The sequence below is a fragment of the Streptomyces antnestii genome (assembly GCF_004005495.1).
Taxonomy (GTDB): Bacteria; Actinomycetota; Actinomycetes; order Streptomycetales; family Streptomycetaceae; genus Streptomyces; species Streptomyces antnestii.
Window position 1 is genome coordinate 102312 of record NZ_RZYA01000026.1, and the last position, 21314, is coordinate 123625.

Sequence of the window (21314 nt, forward strand, 5' to 3'; positions counted from 1 at the left end):
AGGGCTGAGCGTCGCGCCACGGGGTGGAGTGGGGCGGCCCGGACATCGCAAACGCCCGGAGGCTGATCGCCCCCGGGCGTTTGTGATGTCCAGGCAGTGCCGACAGTGCCGACAGTGTCGGCAGCGCCGTCGCGGTGTCCAGGCCGTCTAGACGTAACGCTCCAGGATCGAGGACTCGGCCAGCCGGGAGAGTCCTTCGCGCACGCTGCGCGCACGGGCCTCGCCGACGCCGTCGACCGTCTGCAGGTCGTCCACGCTCGCGGCGAGCAGCTTCTGCAGCCCTCCGAAGTGCTCGACGAGGCGGTCGATGATCGCCCCGGGCAGCCGCGGCACCTTCGCCAGCAGCCGGAAGCCGCGAGGCGACACGGCGGAGTCCAGCGTCTCCGGCGACCCGGTGTAGCCCAACGCACGTGCCACCGTGGGCAGTTCGAGAAGCTCCGCGTGTGTCAGGGCGTCGAGCTCGAAGAGGGCCTCGTCGACCGTGCGGGACCGCTTGGCCGTGGGCTCGGGCACGTAGTCCCGTACGACGAGTTCCCGCTCGGGCTCCACTCCGGCGATCAACTCGTCGAGCTGGAGGGCGAGGAGCCGCCCGTCCGTGCCGAGTTCCACCACGTACTCGGCGATCTCGGTGGCGATGCGCCGCACCATCTCGAGGCGCTGCGCGACCGCGGTCACATCCCGCACGGTCACGAGATCCTCGATCTCCAGGGCCGAGAGCGTCCCGGCGACCTCGTCGAGGCGGAGCTTGTACCGCTCGAGGGTCGCGAGCGCCTGGTTCGCGCGGGAGAGGATCGCGGCCGAGTCCTCCAGGACGCGCCGCTGGCCGTCCACGTACAGCGCGATCAGCCGCATGGACTGTGAGACCGAGACCACCGGGAAGCTGACCTGCTTGCTCACACGGTCCGCGGTGCGGTGCCGGGTGCCGGTCTCCTCCGTGGGGATCGTGGGGTCGGGGACCAGCTGGACGCCCGCCCGAAGGATCTTGGTGATGTCCTTGTCGATGACGATGCCGCCGTCGAGCTTGCACAGCTCGCGCAGCCGCGTCGCCGTGAACTCGACGTCCAGGATGAAGCCGCCGGTACACATCGACTCGACGGTCTTGTCCCAGCCGAGAACGATGAGTCCGCCGGTGTTGCCGCGGAGGATTCGCTCCAGGCCGTCACGCAGCGCCGTACCGGGCGCGACCGCGCTCAGTGAGGCGCGCATCAGCCCATCGGCACCGGAGCTCCCGCCGGACTTTCCGGGAGCTGCTGCCCGGTCGTTGGCTGCCACTGCACTCCTCCGGTCGCAGATGTCGCAGATATCGCAGATGTCCCAGATCGTGCGAATAATCTTGCGAATATCACCGATCTTGAATGCCCTGGGTTCGTACGCATGGGCGAGACCAGGGCAAAGTCTACCGGCGCTCCTCCGTCTCCCGTGGGGCCTCTCGGCGACGGCTCCTGGGCAGCACCCGCAGAGCGTCCCCCATGTCGGCGACTTCGGTGACCTTCATACCGGCCGGCACCTTGCCCGGATCGCTCGGCACGAGCGCGTGCGTGAAGCCGAGCCGGTGCGCCTCGGCGAGGCGGCGCTGCACTCCGGTCACGCGTCTGACCTCGCCCGCGAGGCCCACCTCACCGATCGCGACGAGATTCTTGGGGAGCGGGGTGTCGCTGGCGGCGCTGGCCAGCGCGAGAGCGATGGCGAGGTCCGCGGCGGGCTCGGAGAGCTTCACGCCGCCCACGGTCGCGGAGTAGATGTCGCGCTTGCCCAGCGCGCTGATCCGCCCCCGCTGCTCCAGGACGGCCAGCATCATCGAGACGCGGGAGGTCTCCAGGCCGGACGTGGTGCGGCGCGGGGACGGGATCTGGGAGTCGACGGTGAGCGCCTGGACCTCGGCGACAAGAGGCCGCCGCCCCTCCAGGGTGACGGTGAGACACGTCCCGGGGACGGGCTCGTCGCGGCGCGTGAGGAACAGTCCGCTGGGGTCGGCGAGTCCGGTGATCCCCTCGTCGTGCAGCTCGAAGCAGCCGACCTCGTCGGTCGTCCCGTACCGGTTCTTCACGCCGCGGACGAGGCGCAGGCGCGCGTGCCGGTCGCCCTCGAAGGACAGGACGACGTCCACCAGGTGCTCCAGGAGGCGGGGTCCCGCGATCGCGCCGTCCTTGGTGACGTGGCCCACGAGGAGGGTGGCCATGCCGCGCTCCTTGGAGGCGCGGATCAGGGCGCCGGCGACCTCGCGGACCTGGGCCATGCCGCCGGGGGCGCCGTCGATCTCCGGGGAGGCGACGGTCTGTACGGAGTCCATGATCAGGAGGCTGGGCTTGACCGCGTCCAAGTGCCCGAGGACGGCGGACAGATCGGTCTCGGCGGCGAGATAGAGATGGTCGTCGATGGCCTTGATGCGGTCGGCGCGCAGCCGGACCTGGCTCGCCGACTCCTCGCCCGTGACGTACAGCGTGCGGTGCTCGTCGCTGGCGGCCTTGGCGGCGACGTCGAGCAGGAGGGTGGACTTGCCCACGCCGGGCTCGCCCGCGAGCAGGACGACGGCGCCGGGGACGAGGCCCCCGCCGAGGACCCGGTCGAGCTCGGGCACGCCGGTGGAGCGGGCGGTGGCCTGCCGCCCGTCGACCTGGCCGATGGGGACGGCGGACGTCGTGACCCGGCCGGGCGCGGTCGTCCGCACGGCGGGCGCGCCGTACTCCTCGACCGTCCCCCACGCCTGGCACTCGCCGCAGCGGCCCAGCCATTTCGCCGTCTGCCAGCCGCACTCGGTGCAGCGGTAGGACGGGCGGTCCTTAGCGGTTTTCGTACGGGCTGCCATGCACGGAACCGTAACCGAGCCCACTGACAACCCGGCGCCGACCAGCACCCGCCGCCGCCCGGAGGGCCCTCCGCGCCGGGTGTGCGCCTGTGCGCCCCGGCGCACATAAATACGCCGCGCACGTGTTCCCCGAATGGAATGGGAAGTTCCCGTCCCCCTTTGAGGGATCGTTTCACCCGTACGGATTAAAAGTCCCCAAGGGGGAGGAAGGGTGCAGCATCATCCGCCTACGGTCGCACGGGTGATGACGAGCAGGCCGGAAACCCCCACGCAGACCACCGGCGCACACCGGGCGCACCGCGACGGGCGCGGGCGACCTGCGCCGCGGACCGTACCCCAGCGTCCCGCATCGCGCTACGAGCCTCATCTGGACGGCCTGTTCACCTACTGTCTGTCCGTCCTGTGCGATCACGACGACGCCGTGGCCGCCCTGGGCGAAGCCCTCGCCCTCGCCGAACGCCGCGGATCCCGCGGCCCCGAAGGCGAGAGCGACCGCAAGGCCTGGCTCTACGCGCTCGCGCGCTGGTCCTGCCTGCGCGCGCTGGCGGAGGCGAAGCGCCGCAGACAAGGAGCGCACGCCTCGGGCCGGCCCGCTCCGGAGGCCCGGGAAAAGGCCAGGAAGGCCCACTCCGTAGCGCTCCCTTCTCAGTCTTCTCAAGGCCAGGGCGCGCCTTCTCAAAGTCAGGGCGCCGCTTCCCAGGGCCAGGGCGCTCCTTCCGACGAGACCCAGGCGCGCCGCCGCCGTGAGCTCGCGCTGCTGGCCTGGCCGGAGGCCGCCGGTACGACGCCCGAACAGCGCGAGGCGCTCGAACTCGCCGTACGGCACCAGCTGTCGCCCAAGGAGGTCGCCGCCGCCCTCGGGACGGACCCGGGCCTGACCCGCGAACTGCTCGCCTCGGCAGCCTGCGAGGTCGAACGCACCAGAGCCGCGCTCGCCGTCGTCGAGACCGGCACGTGCCCGAGCGTCGCCCGCCTCACCGGGGACAACCAGCTCCTCCTGAGCTCCGCCCTGCGCCGTGAGCTGGTCCGGCACGTGGACGACTGCCCGCGCTGCCGCCGCACCGCCGAGCGCGCCGCCCCCGGCGCCTGGCCCGGCACCACGGTCACCCCGGCGGCCCTGCCCCTCGTGACGGCGCCGCGCACGGCCCTGCACGCGGCGATGGTGCACGGCGGGCGCCCTCAGCGCGGCGTCGTGCCCCGCTTCGACGGGCGCGGCTTCCCGATGGACCCCAAGGACCGCGCCGCCCGCCGCGACCGGCTACGCGCGCGTGCCGTCACGACCACGGTCGTCGCCACCGTCGTGGCCGCCCCGGTGCTCGCGCTCTGGGCGGCGTACCGGGGGGCGCCGACGACGGGCGAGGGGCAGGACGGGCGCTCGATCAGCGCGAGCGAGGCCGGCGAACCGGGCGGGCTCGACGGCAACGGCACGGACGGCGCGTACGAGAACGCGGGCAACGCGAGCACCACCCCCGACTCCCGCTTCACCGCGGGCAGCCGCTCCCCGGACGTCTCCGTCGAGGTCGTCACCCCCGGCGGCCCGACCCGGTCAGGGCCCGGGCGGCTCACCGTGGAGGCGCAGCCGAGCGGCTCCGCGACCCTCATCACACTGACGGCGTCCGGGAGTTCACCGGTCCACTGGTCCGCGCGCACGGGAGCCGACTGGCTCTACCTGACGAGCATGTCGGGAACCCTGCGACCCGGCGAGTCGTTCACGATCCGGGTGTACATCGACCACGACCGGGAGCCCGCCGGGCACTGGTCGGCGCGCATCGGCATCGACCCGTCCGGGGCGGTCATCTCGATAGAGGGTCACGGGAGTACGGGCCCCTCGCAGCCGGGCAGCCCGTCGTACCCCGCCCCCGACCCGTCGAACACCGGCAACCCGGGCCCCGGCCCGTCGGACCCGAGCCCCACGCCGTCCGATCCCACCCCGACCGACCCCGCCCCCACGCCCTCCGACCCGAGCCCCACCCCGTCCGACCCGTCACCGAGCCCGTCGGCCCCCACGGACTCGGCCCCGCCGCCGAGCGACAGCGGCACCGCGAGCCCGACCGGGGGCTGACGGGGCGCTGACCGGGGGCCAGCAGGAGGGGTCCTAGGAGACGGGGGCCAGGGCGCTGCCCACTGCCTACGAACTGGCCGGGTCCGCCGGATGCGGGGCGAGCAGCGGCAGCTGGGAGGCCAGCCGCTCCTCGCACAGCTCGGCGAGGCGGTCGTACCCCTCCTTGCCCATGAGCTCGGTCAGCTCGGGCCGGTAGGAGACGTACACCGGGTCGCCGGCCCCGTGTGCCGACGTCGCCGACGTGCACCACCAGTGCAGGTCGTGACCGCCGGGGCCCCAGCCGCGGCGGTCGTACTCGCCGATCGACACCTGGAGCACCCGGGTGTCGTCGGGCCGGTCGATCCACTCGTAGGTCCGCCGCACCGGCAGCTGCCAGCACACGTCCGGCTTGGTCTCCAAGGGCTCGCGGCCCTCCTTGAGCGCCAGGATGTGCAGCGAGCAGCCCGCGCCGCCCTTGAAGCCGGGGCGGTTCTGGAAGATGCACGAGCCGTTGTACGGGCGGGTCTGGCGCTCGCCGTCCTCGTCCTTCGAGACCCAGCCCGTCTGCGTACCGACCTCGTGGTGCTGCCAGATGTCGGGCGTGAGACGCGCCACGAAGCCCGCCACCCGCTTCTCGTCGTCCTCGTCGGAGAAGTGCGCGCCGAGCGTGCAGCAGCCGTCGTCCGCGCGGCCCGCCTGGATGCCCTGGCAGCCGCTGCCGAAGATGCAGCTCCAGCGCGAGGTCAGCCACGTCAGGTCGCAGCGGAAGATCTGCTCGTCGTCCGCCGGGTCGGGGAACTCGACCCAGGCGCGGGCGAAGTCCAGACCCTTCTCGTCGGGGACGGCGCCCTTCGGAGCCTTCGGAGCCTTCGGATTCTTCGGAGTCTTCGGCGACGACTGCGTCGGTTCCGGCTTCGGCGCCTTCGACGGCTTCGTGGCCGACTTGGCTTCCTTGTCGCTCTTACCGCGCTTGTCGCTCTTGTCGGCGTTGGCCTTTTTCGTCTTTGGCACGGTTCCAGGGTAAGCGCGCTCCTGTGCACTCGGGGACGGACCTGAGCCCGCGCGCGCAGTAGCGTTCCGCATATGAGACTCGGTGTCCTCGACGTGGGTTCGAACACGGTGCACTTGCTTGTGGTGGACGCACACCCGGGCGCGCGCCCGCTGCCCGCGCACTCGCACAAGGCGGAGCTGCGGCTCGCGCAACTCCTCGACGAGCGCGGAGCCATCGGCCCCGACGGAGTCGACCGGCTGATCGCCGTGATCCGGGACGGCCTGGAGGCCGCGGAGGACAAGGGCGTCGAGGACATCGTGCCCTTCGCCACGTCCGCCGTGCGCGAGGCCACCAACGCCGACGACGTCCTGGCCCGGGTCAAGGACGACACCGGCGTCGAGCTGCGCGTCCTCACCGGCGAGGAGGAGGCCCGGCTCACCTTCCTCGCCGCCCGCCGCTGGTTCGGCTGGTCGGCGGGCAAGCTGCTTGTCCTGGACATCGGCGGCGGCTCCCTGGAGATCGCGTACGGCATCGACGAGGAGCCCGACGCCGCGGTGTCGCTGCCGCTGGGCGCGGGGCGGCTGACGGCGGCCTGGCTGCCGGGGGATCCGGCGGACCCGGCGGACATCAAGGCGCTGCGCCGCCACGTGCGCGCGCAGATCGCCCGCACGGTCGGCGAGTTCAGCCGCTTCGGCAGCCCCGACCACGTCGTCGCCACGTCCAAGACGTTCAAGCAGCTCGCCCGCCTGGCCGGGGCGGCCCGCTCCACCGAGGGGCTGTACATCCAGCGTGAGCTGAAGCGGAAGTCCCTGGAGGACTGGGTGCCGCGCCTCGCCGCGATGACGGAGGCGGAGCGCGCCGAGCTCCCCGGGGTCTCGGAGGGCCGCGCGGGCCAGCTGCTCGCGGGCGCGCTGGTGGCCGAGGGGGCGATGGACCTGTTCGGGGTGGAGACCCTGGAGGTCTGCCCGTGGGCGCTGCGCGAGGGCGTGATCCTCAGGCACCTCGACCACATGCCTACGGGCTGACGCCTACTGCCTACTGCCTACTGCCTACTGCTGACGCCTGCGGGCTGACGGCCGGGGCGGGGCGGGGCGGGGCGGCCGGGGCGGGGCGGGGCGAGCAGTGAGGGGGGGAGCGTCCGACACCGGTGCCGGACTGAGGCGCACCCCACAGCGTGCGCCCCCCGGCCTGCTCCCCGGGGGTCGGCCGGGGCCCGTACGCTGTCCCCGTGGCAGAACCAGTGGTGCGCATCCCGGATGCGAAGGTCGCCCTGTCGACGGCCTCGGTCTATCCGGAGTCGACCGCGACGGCCTTCGAGATCGCGGCACGCCTGGGCTACGACGGCGTCGAGGTCATGGTCTGGACCGACCCCGTCAGCCAGGACATCGAGGCCCTGCGCAGGCTCTCCGATTACCACCAGGTGCCGATACTGGCCGTGCACGCCCCCTGTCTGCTGATCACGCAGCGCGTGTGGTCCACCGACCCGTGGACCAAGCTCCAGCGCGCGAGGTCGGCCGCCGAGAAGCTGGGCGCGTCCACCGTCGTCGTCCACCCGCCCTTCCGCTGGCAGCGCCAGTACGCGCGCGACTTCGTCGACGGAATCTGGCGCATGGCCGGCGAGACCGACGTCCGCTTCGCCGTCGAGAACATGTACCCCTGGCGCTACCGCGACCGCGAGATGCTCGCGTACGCCCCCGACTGGGACGTCACCAAGGACGACTACCGGCACTTCACGATCGACCTCAGCCACACCGCGACGGCCCGCACCGACGCGCTGTCCATGATCGACCGCATGGGCGACCGCCTGGGCCACGTGCACCTCGCGGACGGCCGCGGATCGGCGAAGGACGAGCACCTCGTCCCGGGCCGCGGTACCCAGCCCTGCGCCGAGCTCCTGGAACGTCTCGCCCTGACCGGCTTCGACGGACACGTCGTGATCGAGGTCAACACCCGGCGCGCGATGTCCAGCGCCGAACGTGAGGCCGATCTCGCCGAGGCTCTCGCCTTCACCCGCCTCCACCTCGCGTCGGCGGTCCGGGTCCCTCGCCCATGACGGACCCGACCGGCCCCGGACCTGACGTCCCGCCCGCGCGCCGCAGGGGTCGCCCCTCCCGTACGGAGACGGAGGCGGCGGGCCCCGCGACCCGCGACCGCATCCTGGAGGCGGCCCGCGCGGAGTTCTCCGAGCGCGGCTACGAGAAGACGTCCGTCCGCGGCATCGCCAAGGCGGCCGGCGTGGACGCGGCGCTCGTGCACCACTACTTCGGTACGAAGGAGCAGGTCTTCGAGGCCGCCGTCGAGGTCGCCTTCGCCCCCGCCCTGCACGCGTCGGCCGCCGTCGAGGAGGGCCCGCTGGACGGCGCCGGCGAGCGGCTCACCCGCTTCATCCTGTCCGTCTGGGAGAACCCGGCGACCCGCGCCCCGCTCCTCGCGATCGTCCGCTCGGCCGTGAACAACGAGGCCGCGGCGGCCGTCTTCCGGCGCCTGATCGCCGTACAGCTGCTGCGGAAGATCGCCCGGCGTCTCGATCTGCCGGCCGAGGAGGCCGAGCTGAGGGCGGAGCTGGCGGCGGCCCAGCTCGTGGGGATCGCGATGCTGCGGTACGTGATCAGGGTGGAGCCGCTGGCGTCGGCGGACGTGGAGCGGATCGTCGCGCGGGTGGCACCGGTGGTGCAGGGACATCTGACGGGGGAGTGACGCGTACCGGCCTTGTACGTACCTCGCCTTGTACGCACCCGCCTGTACGCGCATGGCTGGCGTACGAATACGTGCATGGCTGGCGTACGAATACGTGCATGGCGGGCGTACGTGCACGCGCATGACGGCGTACGTACGGCGAGACGACCGTCCCGCATTTCGGACACCCGGTCCGGAGGCCGGATCGGCGGCGTACGCTCGGGAGCAGCCCTATCTGCCGCACGGGCCCCGGGAAGGGGCCCTTGAAGGAGCGAGCGACGATGCCCGAGCTGAGGTCCCGCACAGTCACCCACGGACGCAACATGGCGGGCGCCCGCGCCCTTATGCGCGCCTCCGGGGTACCCGGTGCGGACATCGGCCGGAAGCCGATCATCGCCGTGGCCAACTCGTTCACCGAGTTCGTGCCCGGCCACACGCACCTCCAGCCGGTCGGCCGCATCGTCTCCGAGGCGATCACGGCGGCGGGCGGCATCGCGCGCGAGTTCAACACGATCGCCGTCGACGACGGCATCGCGATGGGCCACGGCGGCATGCTCTACTCGCTCCCGTCCCGCGACCTGATCGCGGACTCGGTCGAGTACATGGTCGAGGCGCACTGCGCCGACGCCCTGATCTGCATCTCGAACTGCGACAAGATCACCCCCGGCATGCTGATGGCGGCGCTCCGCCTGAACATCCCGACGGTCTTCGTCTCCGGCGGCCCGATGGAGTCCGGCCGCGCCACGCTCGTCGACGGCACGGTCCGCACGCTCGACCTGGTCGACGCGATCTCCGACGCCGTGAACGACAAGATCTCGGACGAGGACATCCTCCGTATCGAGGAGAACGCCTGTCCGACCTGCGGCTCCTGTTCCGGCATGTTCACGGCCAACTCCATGAACTGCCTGACGGAGGCCATCGGCCTCTCGCTCCCCGGCAACGGCACGGTCCTCGCCACGCACACGGCCCGCAAGGCGCTGTACGAGAACGCGGCACGCACCGTCATGGACATCACGAAGCGCTACTACGAGGGCGACGACGAGTCGGTCCTGCCCCGTAACGTCGCCTCCTTCGCCGCCTTCGAGAACGCCATGGCCCTCGACATCGCCATGGGCGGCTCCACCAACACGATCCTGCACCTGCTGGCCGCCGCCCAGGAGGCGGGCGTCCCGTTCGGCCTGGAGGAGATCAACGAGGTCTCGCGCCGCGTGCCGTGCCTCTCCAAGGTCGCGCCGAACGTGGCGAAGGACCGCACGTACTACATGGAGGACGTGCACCGCGCCGGCGGCATCCCCGCCCTCCTCGGCGAGCTGTTCCGGGCCGGCCTCCTGAACGAGGAGGTCCACGCCGTCCACAGCCCGTCGCTCTCCGACTGGCTGAAGACGTGGGACGTGCGCGCGGGCTCCCCGTCCGCGGAGGCCGTCGAGATGTGGCACGCGGCCCCCGGCTGCGTCCGCTCGGCCGAGGCGTTCTCCCAGTCGGAGCGCTGGGAGGCGCTCGACGAGGACGCCGAGAACGGCTGCATCCGCTCCGCCGAGCACGCGTACTCGAAGGACGGCGGCCTGGCGGTCCTCAAGGGCAACCTGGCGGTCGACGGCTGCGTCGTGAAGACGGCGGGCGTCGACGAGTCGATCTGGACCTTCGAGGGCCCGGCGGTCGTCTGCGAGTCGCAGGAAGAGGCCGTCGACAAGATCCTCAAGAAGGAGATCACGCACGGCGACGTCGTGGTCATCCGCTACGAGGGTCCCAAGGGCGGCCCCGGCATGCAGGAGATGCTCTACCCGACGTCCTTCCTCAAGGGCCGCGGCCTCGGCAAGACCTGCGCCCTGATCACGGACGGCCGCTTCTCCGGCGGTACGTCGGGCCTGTCCATCGGCCACGCCTCGCCCGAGGCGGCGTCCGGCGGCACGATCGCCCTCGTCAAGGACGGCGACCGCATCCGCATCGACATCCCGAACCGCTCGATCGAGCTCCTCGTCTCCGACGACGAGCTGGCCACCCGCCGCACCGCCCTGAACGGCGTCTACGCCCCCGTCGCCCGGGACCGCAAGGTCTCGGCCGCGCTGCGCGCCTACGCGGCGATGGCGACGAGCGCGGACAAGGGCGCGGTGCGGGACGTGTCGAAGCTGGACGCGCTCTGAGCTGGACGCGCTCTGATCCTGCGTTCGATCGTGGGCCTTTGAGCGTGGGCCTTCGATCGTGGGCCTTAGATCGTGCGTTTGATGTTTCTTGCGTGAGCCCGTCCGGCGGCCGATGTGGTTGCCGGGCGGGCTCACGTCTTACCTGAGCCGCTTCACCAGCTCGCGGGGTTGCGTCCGTCCACCGCGAACACGCTCCCGTCCGGCGCACTCCCGTAGACGCGCCCACCCTCACCCACCACGGGCGCGGGCAGCTCCCCGACCACCCGCCCGGGTTCACTCCCGAGCCGTGGCCGCGTCTGGCCCAGGGGCTTGCCGGTGCGGAGGTCCGTGGCGAGCAGGCGGCCGTCGGGGGCGGTGAGGTAGAGCCTCCGGTCCGACACGACGGGCCGCGAAGGGCGACTGGCCGAGGTCTCCAGCCGCCAACGGACCGCGCTCTGCCGCCTCGTGGCCGTGGTGTCGACGGCGACGAGCGAGCCGCCGGCCCCGTACACGTAGGCGGTACCGCCGCTCTCGGTGGCCTCGGCCTGGTCCGCGGGCGTGGTCAGCGGGAAGCGGTGTGCGGTCCGGTCGGCGGTGTCGAGCCGTACGACGGCGTCCACCAGGAGGTCCGTGTTCGAGGACAGCAGGTACACGGCGCCGTCCGACGCACCGAAGGGGCTGAGGCTGCCCGCAGTCTCGGCGGTCCACCGCACGGCGCCCCCGTGGGCGTCGATCGCGCTGACCGACGTGGTGGCTCCGTCGGCGGACGCCGTCACGGCGAAGAATTCGCCGTCGTCGCCCGGTCCGGCGATCCACTGGGTGCCGAGGCCTCCGACGTGCTTCGTCCACCTCGGCTTGCCGGTCGTGCTGTTCAGAGCACGCACGGTTCCGCCCGATCCGATCAGCAGCGTCGTGTCCGCGCCGTGCTCCACGGCTTCGTACGCGGACGCGTCGACGGCCCAGCGGTCCTCGCCCGTACGCGGATCCAGAGCCCTGATCCGGCCGCCGTCGACCAGCTGCAGCAGCCCTCCGGACAGCGTGGGCGCAGCCGGAGTGGCCCGCCGTGCGGCCGTGCCGGAGCTGTGCCGCTCGCCGGCGGCGGCCGAGGCCCACATGACGTGGCCGTTCAACGGATCGAGGCGCGTTGTCCTGCCGCCGCTGACGCAATAGAGGGCACCTGCCCCGGAGACACATGCCGGGGCGGTGTCACTCGCGCCGCCGAGGTTCGTGTGCCAGGGCTTGAAGGAGCGTGCTTGTTGCCGCACGGCCGTTCCGCCGGGGCCGGGGCCGGTCCCGTCACCGTCCTCCGCCGCGTACAGCGCGATGCCTGCACCGACGGCCGCCAGCGCGAGTACGGCTCCTGCCGTCAGCGCCCAACGGCGACGTTGCCGCAGTGACTCGGGCGTGGCTCTCTTGCTTGGCCGGTGGTGGGTGGGCTGGTCCGCCCGGGACGCGGGGGAGTCCTGGCCGGCGGATGCGGATACGGATGCGGATGCGGGCCGGTCCTGGCGGCGGATCCGCCGGGTCCACTGGGTGCTTTGCTCGCGTCCGCCCTCCGCGAGCGGCTGCCCGCTCGGGCGCCGCTGGGCGGGTATGAACGCACCGGCCCCGGAACCGGTCGTCCCCGCCCCGGCCGTGGCAGGCAGCCGGAGCGCCTCCATGATCTCGCCCGGCAGGGGCCGTTCTCCGGGATCCTTCGCAAGGCAGCGCCTGATCAGCGGCGCGAGGTCCTCGGGCGCCCCGGCCAAGTCCGGCTCGTTGTGCACGACTTGATAGGCGACGATGTACGGGCTGTTCGAATCGAAAGGTCCACGCCCTGTCGCCGCGTGGGCCAGCACGGCTCCCATGGCGAACACATCTGCGGCGGGCCCCACTTCACGCGGCCGCTGGAACTGCTCGGGTGCCATGAAGGGCGGCGAGCCGATCAACTTGCCCGTCTCGGTCCGCAGATCGCTGTCCGTAGGGCGGGAGATGCCGAAGTCGATGACTTTCGGGCCGTCGGCGGCGAGCAGGACGTTGCTCGGCTTGAGGTCGCGGTGCACGACGCCGGCGCGATGGATGTCGCGCAGCGCCTCCGCGAGCCCCGCACCCAGCCTGCGTACGTCGTCCGGTGCCAGCGCGCCGTTCCGCTTCACCCGCTCGGCGAGCGTGTCGCCAGGGATGAACAGCGTGGCCATCCAGGGCAGTTCGGCATTCGGATCCGCGTCGACCACCGGCGCGGTGAAGGCACCGCTGACCCTGCGCGCGGCGTTGACCTCCTGCCGGAAACGGGCCCGGAACTCGGGATCCGCCGCGTACTCGGCATGCACGACCTTGATGGCGAGACGCAGCCCCGAGGCCGACGTCGCCAGGTGCACCACACCCATGCCACCCCCGCCGAGGCATGACTCAAGACGGTACTGCCCGGCGTATTCAGGATGTTCCGCTTCCCGGCCCGGTCCGGTGCTGCGCAGCGGCGGCATCGCCCACCCCCGTGTCTGTGTCCGCAAGCGCGACGCACGGAGCCTAGTCGATGGTGCGTGCGATGTCGGAGGGGCTTGCTAGCCTGCGCGGGTCGCAGGGCATGTACGCATGTTCGCGGATGTCAGAGACAGACGTGAGAATGGTCAACGGGGGAGAACAGCATGGCTGTTGAAGAAGGTGCGGGAACGGTTGAGGGCGTCGCGGCGCATGAGGCCGCAGGGGCGGCGGAGGGGCTGAGTGCCGACGAGCTCGCCTTTCGCTACCCGGTCGCCCCCGGAGTCCGCCTGAAGGTACGCAGTGGACCTGGCACCCAGTACCAGCTGGTCAAGGTCCTGCCGCTGGGCGCCCGCGTACCGATCAACTGCCAGAAGCCGGGCGAGACCATCAGTGGCACGTACGGCACGACGAACCTCTGGGACAACATCGCCAATGGCCAGTACGTCTCCGACGCGTACGTGCAGACCGGCAAGGACGGTTATGTGGCGCCGCGCTGCGCGTAGGGAGTAGGGCGCCGCGCTGAGCGTAGGGAGTAGAGGTGGGAGGCGCCCAGGCCTCGGTAGGACGCCTCCCCCACTAGGGCGTGTCCGGCTCGCGGAGCCGCCACCGTTCGCCGCGCAGGAGCTCGGCCACGTCGTCTCCGCGTTCCCGCCTCGCCCCGGCCCGCCCCGCCCACCGGGCACGGCCCGCGTCCCGGCCATAATCGACCCGTGAGCGACGAATCCGGCACCCCCAGCCCCGCCCCCGAGACCCCGGGAGGCTCCAGCGGTGTCCCCGTGGGCCCCCAGCCCGAGGAGATCCGTTTCTTCGGCAGGACCTGGGTCGAGCACGATGGCGGCTACACCTGGCGGCGCGTCGCCGTCGCCGCGGGCGCCCTCGTCGCCGCGGCAGCCGGCTGCTTCGTGCTCCGTTTCGCGTACGAGGGCCTGGCGATCGCCGACGTCGGCTCCTTCGTGAACGTGCTCGTCGTCCTGATGTTCGCCATCTGCAGCGCCCTCGCCTTCCGCCGCACCTGGGACGGCTTCTCGAAGCGCCCGGACCCCGGCACGCAGGCGTCCCTGCGCGGTTTCATGGCGATCGGCTTCGTCGGCGTCCTGCTCGCCCATTTCGTGCGCTGCTTCTCGGAGGCCCCCGGCGAGAAACTCCGCAGGCAGGAGTACGCGACCGCCCGCGAACAGTACGAACGCCGCGCCAACCGCCGCACGGGCAACCCGTCGAAAAAGAAGCGCAAGAACTGAGCGCACCACCTCCCCGCACACCGAGCGCAGCCCCTCGGCACACCGGGCGCCGCACCGCACGCCGCACCTCGCTCACCGTGCGCCGCCCAGCGGGCACCGCGCTCCGGCGACAGACGACCACCACGTACTGACGAGAGTCCGCAGCCGGGGCCAGGATGGCGGGATGACCACCGTCTCGCGTGCTCACTCCTTCAACGCCGCGGCCGCCCAGTACGCCGCGAACCGCCCGTCCTACCCGCCCGCCCTCATCGACGCCGTCGAAGCACTCGCCGGACGACCCCTCGCCGGCGCCTGCGTCGCCGACGTAGGCGCGGGAACCGGAATCGCCACCGCCCTCCTGCACGCGCGCGGCGCCCACGTGGTCGCCGTCGAGCCGGGCGAGGGCATGGCGGTCGCATTCCGGCAGACGCTGCCCGCCGTACCGATCGTGCGGGCCGACGGCAACGCCCTCCCGTTCACCGACGCCTCCCTGGACCTCCTCACCTACGCCCAGTCGTGGCACTGGACCACGCCGGAACGCTCGGCCCCCGAGGCGATGCGGGTCCTGCGCCCGGGCGGCACGCTCGCGCTTTGGTGGAACATCAGCGCCCTCGACGTTCCGTGGATCTCCGCGCAGCAGGAACGCATCGCGCGCCACGTCGGCGAGAACGGCCCGACGCAACGCCCCGACGAGGCCCGCGCCATCGAACTGTCAGGCCTCGCGGACCTCCCGGGGCGGGGCGACGTCACGCTGCGCCACATCCGCTGGAGCCGCCGCGTCCCGCTGGAGACGCACCTCGCCAACATCGGCAGCCACTCGGCGTTCCTCGTCCTCGACCAGGCCGACGCGGAAGCGTTCCTCGCCGAGGAGCGCGCCCGCCTCAGCGAACTCTTCCCGGACGGCACCGTGGAGGAGACGTACCTGGTCGAACTCCTGACGACCACCCGCACCTGACCAAGCTCCCCACCTGACCAAGCTCCCCGCCTGACCAAGCTCCCCACCTGACCAAGCTCCCTGGCCGACCAAGCCCCCCGCCCGAACAACAACCCCCCGAACAGGCCCCCCGAACAAGCCCCCCGACCTGGCCAGGCCCCGACGCTTGACGCCCGGCCCCGCCCGAGGGATATTCACCACATGATGAATATCCCTCCGGGGTCATCGCCGCCAGACCCCCGAACCCCACAGGAACCGGCCACCTCACCGGAGCCCCCCACCTCACCGGAGCCCCCCGCTCCACCGGACGCCCCGGCCATCCGCGCCGAGGGTGTGACCGTCGTCCGGGGCGCCCGGCCCGTCCTGCACGCCCTCGACTTCGCAGTCCCCCGCGGCCAGATCACCGGCCTCCTCGGCCCCTCGGGATGCGGCAAGTCCACACTCATGCGCGCCGTCGTCGGAACCCAGGCCAAGGTCACCGGCACCCTCACCGTCCTCGGCCGCCCGGCAGGCTCCGCCGAACTCCGCTCCCGCATCGGCTACGTCACCCAAGACCCCTCCGTGTACGCCGACCTGACGGTCCGCCAGAACCTGGACTACTTCTCGGCCGTACTCCAGCCGGGCCGCGCCGCCGCCTCCCGCCGCCGCGACGACGTCGCCCGCGTCATCACCGAGGTCGACCTCACCTCCCACGCCGACGTGCTCGCGGGCAAGCTCTCGGGCGGTCAGCTCAGCCGCGTATCCCTGGCCGTCGCCCTGCTCGGCACCCCCGAACTCCTCGTCCTCGACGAACCCACCGTCGGCCTCGACCCCGTCCTGCGGCGCGACCTGTGGAACCTCTTCCACGCCATCGCCGCCCGCGGAGCCACCCTCCTCGTGTCCTCCCACGTCATGGACGAGGCCGAACGCTGCCACCGCCTCCTCCTCATGCGCGAGGGCGAGATCCTCGCCGACGACAGCCCCGACGCCCTGCGGACGCACACAGGTGCCGCCACCGTCGAAGGCGCCTTCCTCCACCTCGTCGACCAGGCCGACGCCACTGCCACCGCCGCCGGCGCGGACACGAACGTGGACACGAACGCCGACACCCGCCGACGGAGCCCCCGATGAACGCAGCCCGTACCCTCGCCACCGCCGCCCGCGTCCTGCGCCAGCTCCGCCACGACCCGCGCTCCATCGCCCTGATGCTGCTCGTCCCGTGCGTGATGCTCGTCCTGCTCCGCTACGTCTTCGACGGCAGCGCAGGCACCTTCGACGCCATCGGCGCCTCGCTCCTCGGCATCTTCCCGCTCATCACGATGTTCCTGGTCACGTCCATCGCCACCCTGCGCGAACGCACCTCGGGCACCCTCGAACGCCTCCTCGCCATGCCCCTCGGCAAGGCCGACCTCATCGGCGGCTACGCCCTCGCCTTCGGCGCCCTCGCCGTCATCCAGTCCGTCCTGGCGACGACCCTCGCGCTCTGGGGCCTCGGCCTCGACGTCATCGGTTCCGCCTGGCTCCTGCTCCTGGTCGCCCTGCTCGACGCGCTGCTCGGCACCGCTCTGGGGCTCTTCGTCTCCGCCTTCGCGGCCTCCGAGTTCCAGGCCGTCCAGTTCATGCCGGCGGTGATCTTCCCCCAGCTGCTCCTGTGCGGCCTGTTCACCGCGCGCGACCGGATGCAGCCCCTCCTCGAAGCGATCTCCAACGTCCTCCCCATGTCGTACGCCGTCGACGGCATGAACGAGGTCCTCCGCCACACCGACCTCACCACCACCTACGTCCGCGACGTCCTGATCGTCGCGGGCTGCGCCTTCCTGGTCCTGGGCCTCGGCGCCGCCACCCTCCGCCGCCGCACGGCCTGACCGATGCCGCCCCGGCGTGGGCGGGGCGTCCGCCCACCGGACGCTCGACCGGAACCGCGCTCTCCGATGCGAGGATGGCCCCGGACGACGCACACGGGAGGGCCACGCTCATGAGCCAGAACTCGCGCCAGAAGGTCGCTGTACTCGGCACCGGCAAGATCGGTGAGGCGCTGCTCAGCGGCATGATCCGAGGCGGCTGGGCCCCGGCCGACCTCCTGGTCACGGCCCGCCGCCCCGAACGAGCCGAGGAACTCCGCACCCGCTACGGCGTCACCCCCGTCACCAACGCGGAAGCCGCCAAGCAGGCCGACACCCTGATCCTCACGGTCAAGCCCCAGGACATGGGCACCCTCCTCACCGAACTCGTCCCGAACCTCCCCGCCGACCGCCTGGTCATCAGCGGCGCGGCGGGTATCCCCACCACGTTCTTCGAGGAGCGCCTCCCCGAAGGCACCGCGGTCGTGCGCGTCATGACGAACACGCCCGCGCTCGTCGACGAGGCCATGTCCGTCATCTCCGCCGGCTCCCACGCCACGGCCGCCGACCTCGCCCACGCCGAGGAGATCTTCGGCGCCGTCGGCAAGACGCTGCGCGTCCCCGAGTCCCAGCAGGACGCCTGCACCGCCCTGTCCGGCTCGGGCCCGGCCTACTTCTTCTATCTCGTCGAGGCCATGACCGACGCGGGCATCCTGCTCGGCCTGCCCCGCGACAAGGCCCACGACCTGATCGTCCAGTCCGCGATCGGCGCGGCCACGATGCTCCGCGACAGCGGCGAACACCCCGTCAAGCTCCGCGAGAACGTCACCTCCCCGGCCGGCACCACCATCAACGCCATCCGCGAACTCGAGAACCACGGAGTCCGCGCCGCCCTCATCGCCGCCCTGGAAGCCGCCCGCGACCGCAGCCGCGAACTCGCCTCCGGCAACAACTGACTCCACCCCACCGGGCCCACCGGTCCGCTTCCTTCACCGGAGCCGGACCGGCACCAGGCCCGCTCACCCGCGGAGCGCCCCCGCCGCCGCAACGACCTCCGCCGTCGTGACCACCCGCGCGAAGCCGCCACCGTGGAGCGACACCGCCGAGGCCTGCGCCAGCTCCTCCGCCGTGCGCCGCCAGCCGAACGGGCCCTCCAGATCGAAGGTGTGCGTCGCGTCCAGCGCGAACAGCACCTCGTACCCCAGATTCCCGCCCATCCGTGCCGTCGTCTCCGCGCACATGTTGGTCTGGATCCCCGCCACCACGAACTGCCCGATACCGGCCGCCTTGAGCCACGCGTCCAGGTCCGGCGTCCCGTAGAACGCCGAGTTCACGGTCTTAGTCAGCAGGAGCTCCGCCCCGTCCCCCTTCCCCCGCCGCTCCTCCACGTAGTCCTTGAAGTCGTTCCCCACGTACCCCGGCCGCAGCGGCGACCCGGGCTTGGGCGAGTCGTGCCGGACGAACACGACCGGCCGTCCCGTCGACTGCCACGCGTCGATCAGCGACGCGATGTTCTCGTCCGCTCCCAGGTTGTTCCGCTTACCCCAGAACTCCTCCTCGTCGAAGCCCTTCTGCACGTCCACCACGATCAGCGCTGCGTTCTCTGCGATCTCCATGCCGACGATCCTGCCGCCCGGAGCGCCGCGGCCCCAGAGGTACAGAAGCCAGCGATCGATGGTTTACTGCCACCGTGTCGCGACCCCCCTCCCAGCGCATCGCCCTCCTCGCCTTCCCCGGCATCCGGGCGTTCGACGTCTCGGTCATCACCGAGGTCTGGGGCACCGACCGCACCGACCGCGGCGTCCCCGCCTTCGACCTGCGCCGCATCGCCGTCGACCCCACACCCGTCCCCATGCGAGGCGGCCTCACCCTCACCCCCGATCGCACCCTCACCTGGCTGACGCGCCTCGCACCCGCCACCGATCTGATCGTCGTCCCCGGCCTCGACGACCACGTGACGCCCGCGCCCGAGCCCGTCCTCGCCGCCCTGCGCCGCGCCCACGCCCGAGGCGTCACCATCGCGGCCCTCTGCGGTGGCGCCTTCACGCTCGCCCAAGCCGGCCTGCTGGACGGCCGCCGCGCGATCACCCACTGGAACCTCGTCGACCTGCTCCGCGCCCGTCACCCCCTCGTCACCGTCGAACCCGACGCGCTCTTCATCGAGGACGACAACATCTGGACCGCCGCCGGAACGGCCGCCGGCATCGACCTCTGTCTCCACCTCGTCCGCCGGACCCACGGCGCCGAGACCGCGGCCACCATCGCCCGGTCGATGGTCACCGCCCCCTTCCGCACCGGAACCCAGGCCCAGTTCATCGAGCACCCCACCCCGCGAGCCGACCGCGACGCCGACGCCCTCGCCTCCGTACGCGCCTACGCCCTCCAGCACCTCCACGAACCACTCGCCGTCGCCGACCTCGCCGCCCGCGCCGAAATGTCCCCCCGTTCGTTCGCACGCCACTTCACCGCGGCCACCGGCACCACCCCTTTGCGCTGGCTCCTGGACCAGCGCATGGCAGCCGCGCAGAAACTCCTTGAACGCACCGACCTCCCCATGCCGGACGTCGCAAGCCGTGCGGGCTTCGGCAGCGAGGTCACGATGCGCCAGCACTTCGCCTCGCGCCTCGCCACCAGCCCACGCGCCTACCGGGCCTCGTTCGCCCAGCGCCCCGTCACCCGGACTCGTCCCACCTAGGCAGGGGGAAGAAGCCCGATCGCCCGATAGGCGGTGTCCACGGTCGGCTTCGCCATCTCCCGCGCCCGCTCAGCACCCCGCCGCAACACCCCCTCTACATACGCGGAATCCCCGACCAGCTCCTTGTGCCGCTTCTGCAGAGGCTTCAGAAGCTCCACCACGGCCTCCGCCGCGGCCTTTTTCAACGCGCCGTACGACTCATAAACGCCGCTCAAGGCCTGCGGGTTCCCACCCTCACAAGCGGCCAGAATCTCCAGCAGATTCGACACCCCCGGCTTGGCCTCGGGGTCGTACTCGACGTCATTCCCGCTGTCCGTGACCGCCCGCAGGATCTTCTTCCGAGCGACGTCCGGCTCGTCGAGGAGATAGACGATCCCGGCCCCGTTGTCGTGCGACTTCCCCATCTTGGAAGTCGGGTCCTGGAGGTCCATGACCCGCGCGGCCACTGCGGGCGGCGTGGCCCGCGGCACCACGAACGTGTGCCCGTACCGATGGTTGAACCGCACCGCCAGGTCACGGGTGAGCTCGACGTGCTGCGTCTGGTCCTCACCCACAGGAACCTCGTCCGCCCCGTACGCGAGGATGTCCGCCGCCATCAGGACCGGGTACGTCAGCAGCGACAGGCGCACACTCCCGCCCCGTTCCCGCTCGCGCACGGACTTCTCCTTGTACTGGATCATCCGCCGCATCTCGCCGTCCGTGGCCACGCACTCGAGCAGATACGACAGCCGTGCGTGCTCGTCCACATGACTCTGTACGAACACGGTGCACAGCTCGGGATCGAGTCCCGAGGCGAGCAGGAGCGTCGACGCCTGCTGACTGAGCCTGCGCACCCGCCCTGGATCGTGGTCCACGGTCAGTGCGTGCAGGTCGACGACACAGAACAGCGCGTCAGCCCTGTGCTGATCGACTTCCGCCCACTGCCGTACGGCGCCGAGATAGTTGCCCAGCGTCAGGTGCCCGGTCGGCTTTACCCCGCTGAAGATCCGCGTCATTACTCAACCTCCTGGTCTGGCCCGCCGGCCCGGCCGCCGGGCTCCGTGGTCTCCAGGAGGGAGACACAAGAACGGCCGCCGAGGCGGCGGCCGTTGGATGCATGCTTGTGCCGGCCGCCGTCAGGCGGCCCACCACTGCTGGGTGTGCGCATGCGTAGTCACGCGGCCCAGGTTAGACCCGATGGGCCCCCTCAGGCATCAGGTTGACACTCCTGGGCCCGCTACGTAGTGTTCTCCGAGTTGCCCGACGTGAGCTCCGGTTCCTGACCGGTCCCCGGGCGGCCATTCCGCAAGACCCATTCAATGATCGATGACGTGTCTCTTCGAGGCGCGCCACGTGTCGTTTTCATGCGTCTTTGCGAAATGAGGAATCCGCGTTCGAAAGGGCGCCCCCGATTAGCTCGGGAGCCAGGAATCCGCTAAAGTCTCACTCGTCGGAACGGCCCAACAGCCGGGAAGACAAGCCCCCTCTGACTGGGAATCAGGCCCGAAAGGATCTGATAGAGTCGGAACCGCCGGAAAGCCGAAAGGCCGGAAAGCGGAGCAAGACCCCGAGGAA

The 21314-nt window shown here is 71.6% G+C and carries 18 protein-coding genes; 12 read left to right on the forward strand and 6 right to left on the reverse strand.

Annotated features, from left to right (window positions below):
* Window positions 1-147: 147 nt before the first annotated feature.
* Window positions 148-1272, reverse strand: a complete 1125-nt coding sequence (gene disA / locus EOT10_RS36060) for a DNA integrity scanning diadenylate cyclase DisA (protein WP_127832608.1) — start codon at window positions 1270-1272, stop codon at window positions 148-150.
* A 124-nt stretch (window positions 1273-1396) separates the two neighbouring features.
* On the reverse strand, window positions 1397-2806 hold the full coding sequence (gene radA, locus EOT10_RS36065) for a DNA repair protein RadA (protein WP_127832609.1): 1410 nt from the start codon (window positions 2804-2806) through the stop codon (window positions 1397-1399).
* A gap of 244 nt (window positions 2807-3050) precedes the next feature.
* On the opposite strand from radA, the gene EOT10_RS36070 reads away from it, so the two are divergent.
* A complete protein-coding gene (locus EOT10_RS36070; protein ID WP_127832610.1) occupies window positions 3051-4868 on the forward strand; it encodes a BACON domain-containing protein in 1818 nt (605 codons plus the stop codon).
* Window positions 4869-4934: 66 nt separating this feature from the next.
* On the opposite strand, the gene EOT10_RS36075 is transcribed toward EOT10_RS36070, so the two are convergent.
* Entirely contained in the window at window positions 4935-5858 is a 924-nt protein-coding gene (locus tag EOT10_RS36075; protein ID WP_127832611.1) for a DUF3109 family protein, read from the reverse strand.
* A 72-nt stretch (window positions 5859-5930) separates the two neighbouring features.
* On the opposite strand from EOT10_RS36075, the gene EOT10_RS36080 reads away from it, so the two are divergent.
* From EOT10_RS36080 to ilvD, 4 genes are all read left to right on the forward strand, one after another.
* A complete protein-coding gene (locus tag EOT10_RS36080; protein ID WP_127832612.1) occupies window positions 5931-6863 on the forward strand; it encodes a Ppx/GppA family phosphatase in 933 nt (310 codons plus the stop codon).
* A 203-nt stretch (window positions 6864-7066) separates the two neighbouring features.
* Window positions 7067-7891, forward strand: coding sequence for a sugar phosphate isomerase/epimerase family protein (locus EOT10_RS36085; RefSeq protein ID WP_127832613.1), 825 nt, complete (start codon window positions 7067-7069; stop codon window positions 7889-7891).
* Complete coding sequence (locus EOT10_RS36090; RefSeq protein ID WP_127832614.1) at window positions 7888-8535, forward strand: TetR/AcrR family transcriptional regulator; 648 nt, start codon at window positions 7888-7890, stop codon at window positions 8533-8535. The genes EOT10_RS36085 and EOT10_RS36090 overlap by 4 nt, the downstream gene beginning before the upstream one ends.
* Before the next feature lie 260 nt (window positions 8536-8795).
* The gene (gene ilvD / locus EOT10_RS36095; RefSeq protein WP_127832615.1) at window positions 8796-10655 is read left to right on the forward strand and encodes a dihydroxy-acid dehydratase; all 1860 of its coding nucleotides are present in this window, start codon (window positions 8796-8798) and stop codon (window positions 10653-10655) included.
* 152 nt (window positions 10656-10807) lie between these two features.
* Here ilvD and EOT10_RS36100 read toward each other — a convergent pair whose 3' ends face one another.
* A complete protein-coding gene (locus EOT10_RS36100; RefSeq protein ID WP_127832633.1) occupies window positions 10808-13096 on the reverse strand; it encodes a protein kinase domain-containing protein in 2289 nt (762 codons plus the stop codon).
* A 162-nt stretch (window positions 13097-13258) separates the two neighbouring features.
* Here EOT10_RS36100 and EOT10_RS36105 point away from each other — a divergent pair, with 162 nt between their 5' ends.
* From EOT10_RS36105 to proC, 6 genes are all read left to right on the forward strand, one after another.
* Window positions 13259-13597, forward strand: coding sequence for a peptidase (locus EOT10_RS36105; protein ID WP_127832616.1), 339 nt, complete (start codon window positions 13259-13261; stop codon window positions 13595-13597).
* 207 nt (window positions 13598-13804) lie between these two features.
* Complete coding sequence (locus tag EOT10_RS36110) at window positions 13805-14332, forward strand: EamA/RhaT family transporter (protein ID WP_189492532.1); 528 nt, start codon at window positions 13805-13807, stop codon at window positions 14330-14332.
* A 163-nt stretch (window positions 14333-14495) separates the two neighbouring features.
* Window positions 14496-15266: a class I SAM-dependent methyltransferase gene (locus tag EOT10_RS36115; protein ID WP_127832617.1), complete on the forward strand. Its 771-nt coding sequence runs from the start codon at window positions 14496-14498 to the stop codon at window positions 15264-15266.
* Between the two features lie 180 nt (window positions 15267-15446).
* The gene (locus tag EOT10_RS36120; protein WP_127832618.1) at window positions 15447-16355 is read left to right on the forward strand and encodes an ABC transporter ATP-binding protein; all 909 of its coding nucleotides are present in this window, start codon (window positions 15447-15449) and stop codon (window positions 16353-16355) included.
* On the forward strand, window positions 16352-17089 hold the full coding sequence (locus tag EOT10_RS36125; RefSeq protein ID WP_127832619.1) for an ABC transporter permease: 738 nt from the start codon (window positions 16352-16354) through the stop codon (window positions 17087-17089). Before EOT10_RS36120 ends, EOT10_RS36125 begins: the two co-directional genes overlap by 4 nt.
* A gap of 110 nt (window positions 17090-17199) precedes the next feature.
* A complete protein-coding gene (gene proC / locus EOT10_RS36130; RefSeq protein ID WP_127832620.1) occupies window positions 17200-18021 on the forward strand; it encodes a pyrroline-5-carboxylate reductase in 822 nt (273 codons plus the stop codon).
* 63 nt (window positions 18022-18084) lie between these two features.
* Here the strand turns inward: proC and EOT10_RS36135 are convergent, their stop codons facing one another.
* Complete coding sequence (locus EOT10_RS36135; RefSeq protein WP_127832621.1) at window positions 18085-18681, reverse strand: cysteine hydrolase family protein; 597 nt, start codon at window positions 18679-18681, stop codon at window positions 18085-18087.
* Between the two features lie 74 nt (window positions 18682-18755).
* On the opposite strand from EOT10_RS36135, the gene EOT10_RS36140 reads away from it, so the two are divergent.
* On the forward strand, window positions 18756-19760 hold the full coding sequence (locus tag EOT10_RS36140; protein ID WP_127832622.1) for a GlxA family transcriptional regulator: 1005 nt from the start codon (window positions 18756-18758) through the stop codon (window positions 19758-19760).
* Here EOT10_RS36140 and trpS read toward each other — a convergent pair.
* Window positions 19757-20755, reverse strand: a complete 999-nt coding sequence (gene trpS, locus EOT10_RS36145; protein WP_127832623.1) for a tryptophan--tRNA ligase — start codon at window positions 20753-20755, stop codon at window positions 19757-19759. The genes EOT10_RS36140 and trpS overlap by 4 nt on opposite strands.
* Between the last annotated feature and the right edge of the window lie 559 nt (window positions 20756-21314).

Coding starts and splice junctions, on each gene's coding strand:
- radA (WP_127832609.1), bottom strand. CDS start 2,806: ATGGCAGCCCGTACGAAAACCGCTAAGGACCGCCCGTCCTACCGCTGC.
- EOT10_RS36070 (WP_127832610.1), top strand. CDS start 3,051: ATGACGAGCAGGCCGGAAACCCCCACGCAGACCACCGGCGCACACCGG.
- EOT10_RS36080 (WP_127832612.1), top strand. CDS start 5,931: ATGAGACTCGGTGTCCTCGACGTGGGTTCGAACACGGTGCACTTGCTT.
- EOT10_RS36090 (WP_127832614.1), top strand. CDS start 7,888: ATGACGGACCCGACCGGCCCCGGACCTGACGTCCCGCCCGCGCGCCGC.
- ilvD (WP_127832615.1), top strand. CDS start 8,796: ATGCCCGAGCTGAGGTCCCGCACAGTCACCCACGGACGCAACATGGCG.
- EOT10_RS36100 (WP_127832633.1), bottom strand. CDS start 13,096: ATGCCGCCGCTGCGCAGCACCGGACCGGGCCGGGAAGCGGAACATCCT.
- EOT10_RS36105 (WP_127832616.1), top strand. CDS start 13,259: ATGGCTGTTGAAGAAGGTGCGGGAACGGTTGAGGGCGTCGCGGCGCAT.
- EOT10_RS36115 (WP_127832617.1), top strand. CDS start 14,496: ATGACCACCGTCTCGCGTGCTCACTCCTTCAACGCCGCGGCCGCCCAG.
- EOT10_RS36120 (WP_127832618.1), top strand. CDS start 15,447: ATGATGAATATCCCTCCGGGGTCATCGCCGCCAGACCCCCGAACCCCA.
- EOT10_RS36125 (WP_127832619.1), top strand. CDS start 16,352: ATGAACGCAGCCCGTACCCTCGCCACCGCCGCCCGCGTCCTGCGCCAG.
- proC (WP_127832620.1), top strand. CDS start 17,200: ATGAGCCAGAACTCGCGCCAGAAGGTCGCTGTACTCGGCACCGGCAAG.
- EOT10_RS36135 (WP_127832621.1), bottom strand. CDS start 18,681: ATGGAGATCGCAGAGAACGCAGCGCTGATCGTGGTGGACGTGCAGAAG.
- trpS (WP_127832623.1), bottom strand. CDS start 20,755: ATGACGCGGATCTTCAGCGGGGTAAAGCCGACCGGGCACCTGACGCTG.